The sequence below is a fragment of the Anabaena sp. CCY 9402-a genome (genome assembly GCF_963920945.1).
In the GTDB taxonomy this organism is placed as follows: domain Bacteria; phylum Cyanobacteriota; class Cyanobacteriia; order Cyanobacteriales; family Nostocaceae; genus Trichormus; species Trichormus minutissimus.
In genome coordinates this window covers 1-3972 of sequence record NZ_CAWUDL010000160.1, presented here as the reverse complement: position 1 = coordinate 3972, position 3972 = coordinate 1, and the positions used below count along the sequence as shown (strand labels likewise).

2 protein-coding genes and 1 tRNA gene are annotated in these 3972 nt (G+C 42.8%); all 3 read left to right on the top strand.

Annotated features, from left to right (window positions below; genetic code table 11):
- Positions 1 to 177 precede the first annotated feature (177 nt).
- The 3 genes from ACM0OR_RS27855 (at position 178) to ACM0OR_RS27845 (ending at position 3769) form a co-directional block, all read left to right on the top strand.
- Positions 178 to 2088, top strand: a complete 1911-nt coding sequence (locus ACM0OR_RS27855; RefSeq protein ID WP_414579646.1) for a metallophosphoesterase — start codon at positions 178 to 180, stop codon at positions 2086 to 2088.
- Between the two features lie 320 nt (positions 2089 to 2408).
- A complete protein-coding gene (gene alr, locus ACM0OR_RS27850) occupies positions 2409 to 3596 on the top strand; it encodes an alanine racemase (protein WP_414579645.1) in 1188 nt (395 codons plus the stop codon).
- 91 nt (positions 3597 to 3687) lie between these two features.
- Positions 3688 to 3769: transfer RNA gene (locus ACM0OR_RS27845), tRNA-Leu, on the top strand.
- Positions 3770 to 3972: the final 203 nt, after the last annotated feature.

Sequence of the window (3972 nt, the reverse complement as noted above, 5' to 3'; positions counted from 1 at the left end):
TCATTTTGAAATCTCTCTTAATTTTTATTAGTAAATAAGATGCGTTTTCCCTATCCCCTGTCCCCTTAACCCTAAAATATTTGGTGCTTAACCTAGTCTTTACCCCAGAACTATAAGAAATGAATAGCTTCAGTCCAGAGCAGACTAGGAAACCCAACGGAGTTACGATTAATATCTATGCTAAACAAGTTGTGCTTGCCGCAAATAGCGATCGCCCTGACACTCACTACTGGATTGATTTCTGCTATAAGCTTCCCAGCCAGTGCATCCTCTTTCCGCATTAATCCCTATTTACAGCAGCCTTCGACAGAAGGAATGTATTTTACTTGGTTCACTGAAGAAGAAGTACCCGGAATCCTTTCAATTACTGGGGCTGGTCTAAGTAATCCCCTCAGCTTTACCAGTACACCTGCATACCAATCAGTCTTAGCATACACCAACGCCGAAAAGAATCAGAATATTACTGGTTTAGCTCCAGGGTCATGGTTGCTCAGTGATAACAACTACAAACATAGCGTTGATGTGCGTGGTTTGTTACCGGGAACGACATATCAATATACGGTAGTTCAGGGGGCGAGTGTTTTTAACTCATCCTTTAAAACTGCTCCCACTAAAGACGACTGGAATAGCATCCGCTTTATCGCCATGGCCGACAGTGAAACCGAGCCGGCCGGACGTTTTAGCCGCCGTGAATGGCAACCCGGTGCTTTAGCCCCAGGTTCAGCAGCACGCCCCGAACTGAGTGGTAGTCAATGGGCAAATACTTTTGGCACTTCCGGCTCAGGTGGTTCACAAACTTTGCGCTATGCTTTGACTGAAACTGAAGGCTACAAACGCAACCTTGCGATCGTTAACAGCCGCAACCCAGACTTCCTGCTGATGCCTGGTGATTTGGTGCAAGGTGGTGGCTACCAACCAGGCTGGGATGAATTTTTCCGCCACAACGCCGGGGAATTTGACAGTGGCTTGTCAACATATCCAATTTTGCCAGCCTTGGGTAACTGGGAGAACTTTGGCGCACTCAATGGCGGTTATGGTACTGATGCTGATGGACGTTTTGGCCCTAAATTTGGCCGTGATAAGTATCATGTCTACTTTGATGCACCAGATAACAGTACACCAGAGCATCAAGATAATTACTACCGTATCGACTACGGCCCTATCACTATTATTACCCTCGATAGTTCCAATGGTGAGCCAGATGATCGACGCAGTAACTACGGGGGTGATGGTCAACCACTGAAAATAAGCGGACAAGATTACACAGGTACAGGGACTGACACCCAAGAGAACTATACACGCACCCAATATGAAGCGACTGGCGGTACTGATTTAGCAGACTTTAACCCTGGTAGTCCCCAATGGAATTGGGCAAAAGCACAATTAGAAGATGCACGAACCAAGGGTCAAATGATTTTTGTGCAGTTCCATCACGCACCCTACAGCAGTGGTGAACACGGACAACCAATGAACCATGCTCTGTCAACAGGTCAGGGCGGTACACCCATGCGCCAATACCAGGGTATGTTTGAGGAATTTGGTGTCTTGGCGGTACTATCTGGTCATAGTGAAATGTTCGAGCGCAGTTTTGTTGATGAAAACGGCGACGGTATTGGCGTATATTACTATGATGTAGGCGTATCAGGTGATGGGTTACGGGGTGAGAAACGTAACGGTTCAAGCTTGAGTGACCCTCTACTCAAGTACAACAACTTTAGCCAATGGACAGCCGACCAAAGTGAAGGTGAGTTTTGGCAAGAAATTGCAGGGGCGTTGCAATTAGTAGATGGTGGTAAACACTACGGACATCTTGAGGTAAATTTAGAGAACCTCAATGGGGCAAATGGCAAATACGCCAAAGTTACTCTGACACCAGTGTATAGCTTTCCCATTCTTGATCAAAACTATAATTTATTGCGTAGCGATCACCGTACCTACAGTGATGATATTACCTTGTTCGTAGATACCAATGGGCGAATTATCCAAGCAGTTCCTGAACCTAGTCTAATTTTTGGTTTCTTGGTGTTTGGCTTAGGGACGCTAGGACTCAAATCACGCAAAATTAAGCAAAAACAGCCTTTGGCATAATTAACAGGGGCGTTAACTTAGATTAACGCTCTTTAATAGCGTGATACGTTTAAAATAGTGCATTAATATTGAAAGTCTGATAAAGCAAGGATTTTATAGTTTTCTGTTATCTATATTTGCAGCACACTCACATCAAAACCTCTGTACCAGTTACGTAAGTTTTGATTACTTACATCTAAAGATAGGGCTAGCTATATTGTATTTATTCCGTAATGAAGGTTAAACTTCCTAATTAACTCTGCTATACCTAACAGAATTGAAAATACAAACTAATAATAAAACGAAGTAACTAAACAGTGGTGTGATAGGAGGGAGGAGAAATGTTAAGTTACAAAAAAGCTGTAAACATTACTACTCATCAACAGTGCGACACATACGCCTGGTTTTCGCAACGTGCTTGGGTGGAAATTGACTTAGAGGCGTTGACGCATAATGTAAAACAAATCAAGCAATGTTTATCACCACATACCCAATTGATGGCAGTAGTCAAAGCAGATGCTTATGGTCATGGTGCAGTCACAGTTGCGGAAATAGTATTACAAGCAGGTGCGAGTTGGTTGGGAGTTGCTACAGTTCCTGAAGGTATTCAACTCAGAGAAAGCGGCATTACAGCACCCATTTTGATTTTAGGTGCAACGCACACACCAGAACAAATTCATGCGATCGCTTACTGGCATCTCCAGCCGACAATAGGTAGTCCCCAACAAGCTTTAATATTTTCTAATACTTTAGAGAATATTCAGTATGGTTCTCCCATCCCTGTACATATTAAGCTAGATACAGGAATGTCTAGGTTAGGAACTAATTGGCAAGAAGCAGGGGAATTTGTACAGTTAGTAGACCGTCTACCACATCTTGATATTGCCAGTATTTACTCTCACCTGGCCACAGCCGACAGCCCCGATACGTCAATTATGCAACAACAGCATCAAAGATTTGAGGAGGCGATCGCTCAAATCAAAGCTTTAGGTATCAAAATTCCTAGCTTACACTTAGCAAACTCAGCCGCCACTCTCGCAGATTCAACATTACACTACGACCTAGTGCGTGTTGGTCTAGCTATGTATGGACTATACCCAGAACTACATTTACAAAACAAGATCAACCTCAAACCTGTTCTCCAACTCAATGCACGAGTCACCCACGTCAAAACAATTGTTGCGGGTACAGGTGTCAGCTATGGTCATAAATTTATTGCTCCTAGTGAAATACGCCTAGCTGTTGTTGGTATTGGTTATGCGGATGGCGTACCACGTAATCTTTCAAACAAGTTGCAAGTATTAATTCGTGGTCAGCGAGTACCACAAATCGGCACAATCACAATGGATCAGCTAATGATAGATGTAACTAGTGTTCCAGATGTACAAGAAGGTGAAGTTGTTACTTTACTTGGTGAACAAGGCAATCAAAAAATTACAGCCGATGATTGGGCAGAAGAATTAAAGACCATTTCCTGGGAAATTCTGTGCGGATTCAAACATCGCCTGCCTCGTGTGGGAGTAATGTAGTTAGCAATATTGGGCATTGGGTCTTAGTGATTGATTTTTAACTATTCCCTATTTCCTTAAAATATATGTTATATTCGTGTAGTCGTATGATGCGGATGTGGCGGAATTGGCAGACGCGCTAGATTTAGGTTCTAGTTCCGAGAGGAGTGAAGGTTCAAGTCCTTTCATCCGCATAACAGTCTAAATAAAAAATATAAAGGGGTTTTAAGTAAACACTTGCTTAAAACCCCTTTATATTTTTTATAATTGCTCATAAATTAAATTAATGTCAGTCTGAACCGTGGGATAGTAAAGACCATATCTATAGCCTCAAGGCTTCAGGACAAGGTTCAACATAAGAAACAGACCAAGGTTCAGGGCCTAAAGCGCGTAAGAA

What these genes read in the sequence shown, in the direction of transcription:
- alr (WP_414579645.1), top strand. Translation starts at nt 2,409, where the DNA reads ATGTTAAGTTACAAAAAAGCTGTAAACATTACTACTCATCAACAGTGC.
- ACM0OR_RS27855 (WP_414579646.1), top strand. Translation starts at nt 178, where the DNA reads ATGCTAAACAAGTTGTGCTTGCCGCAAATAGCGATCGCCCTGACACTC.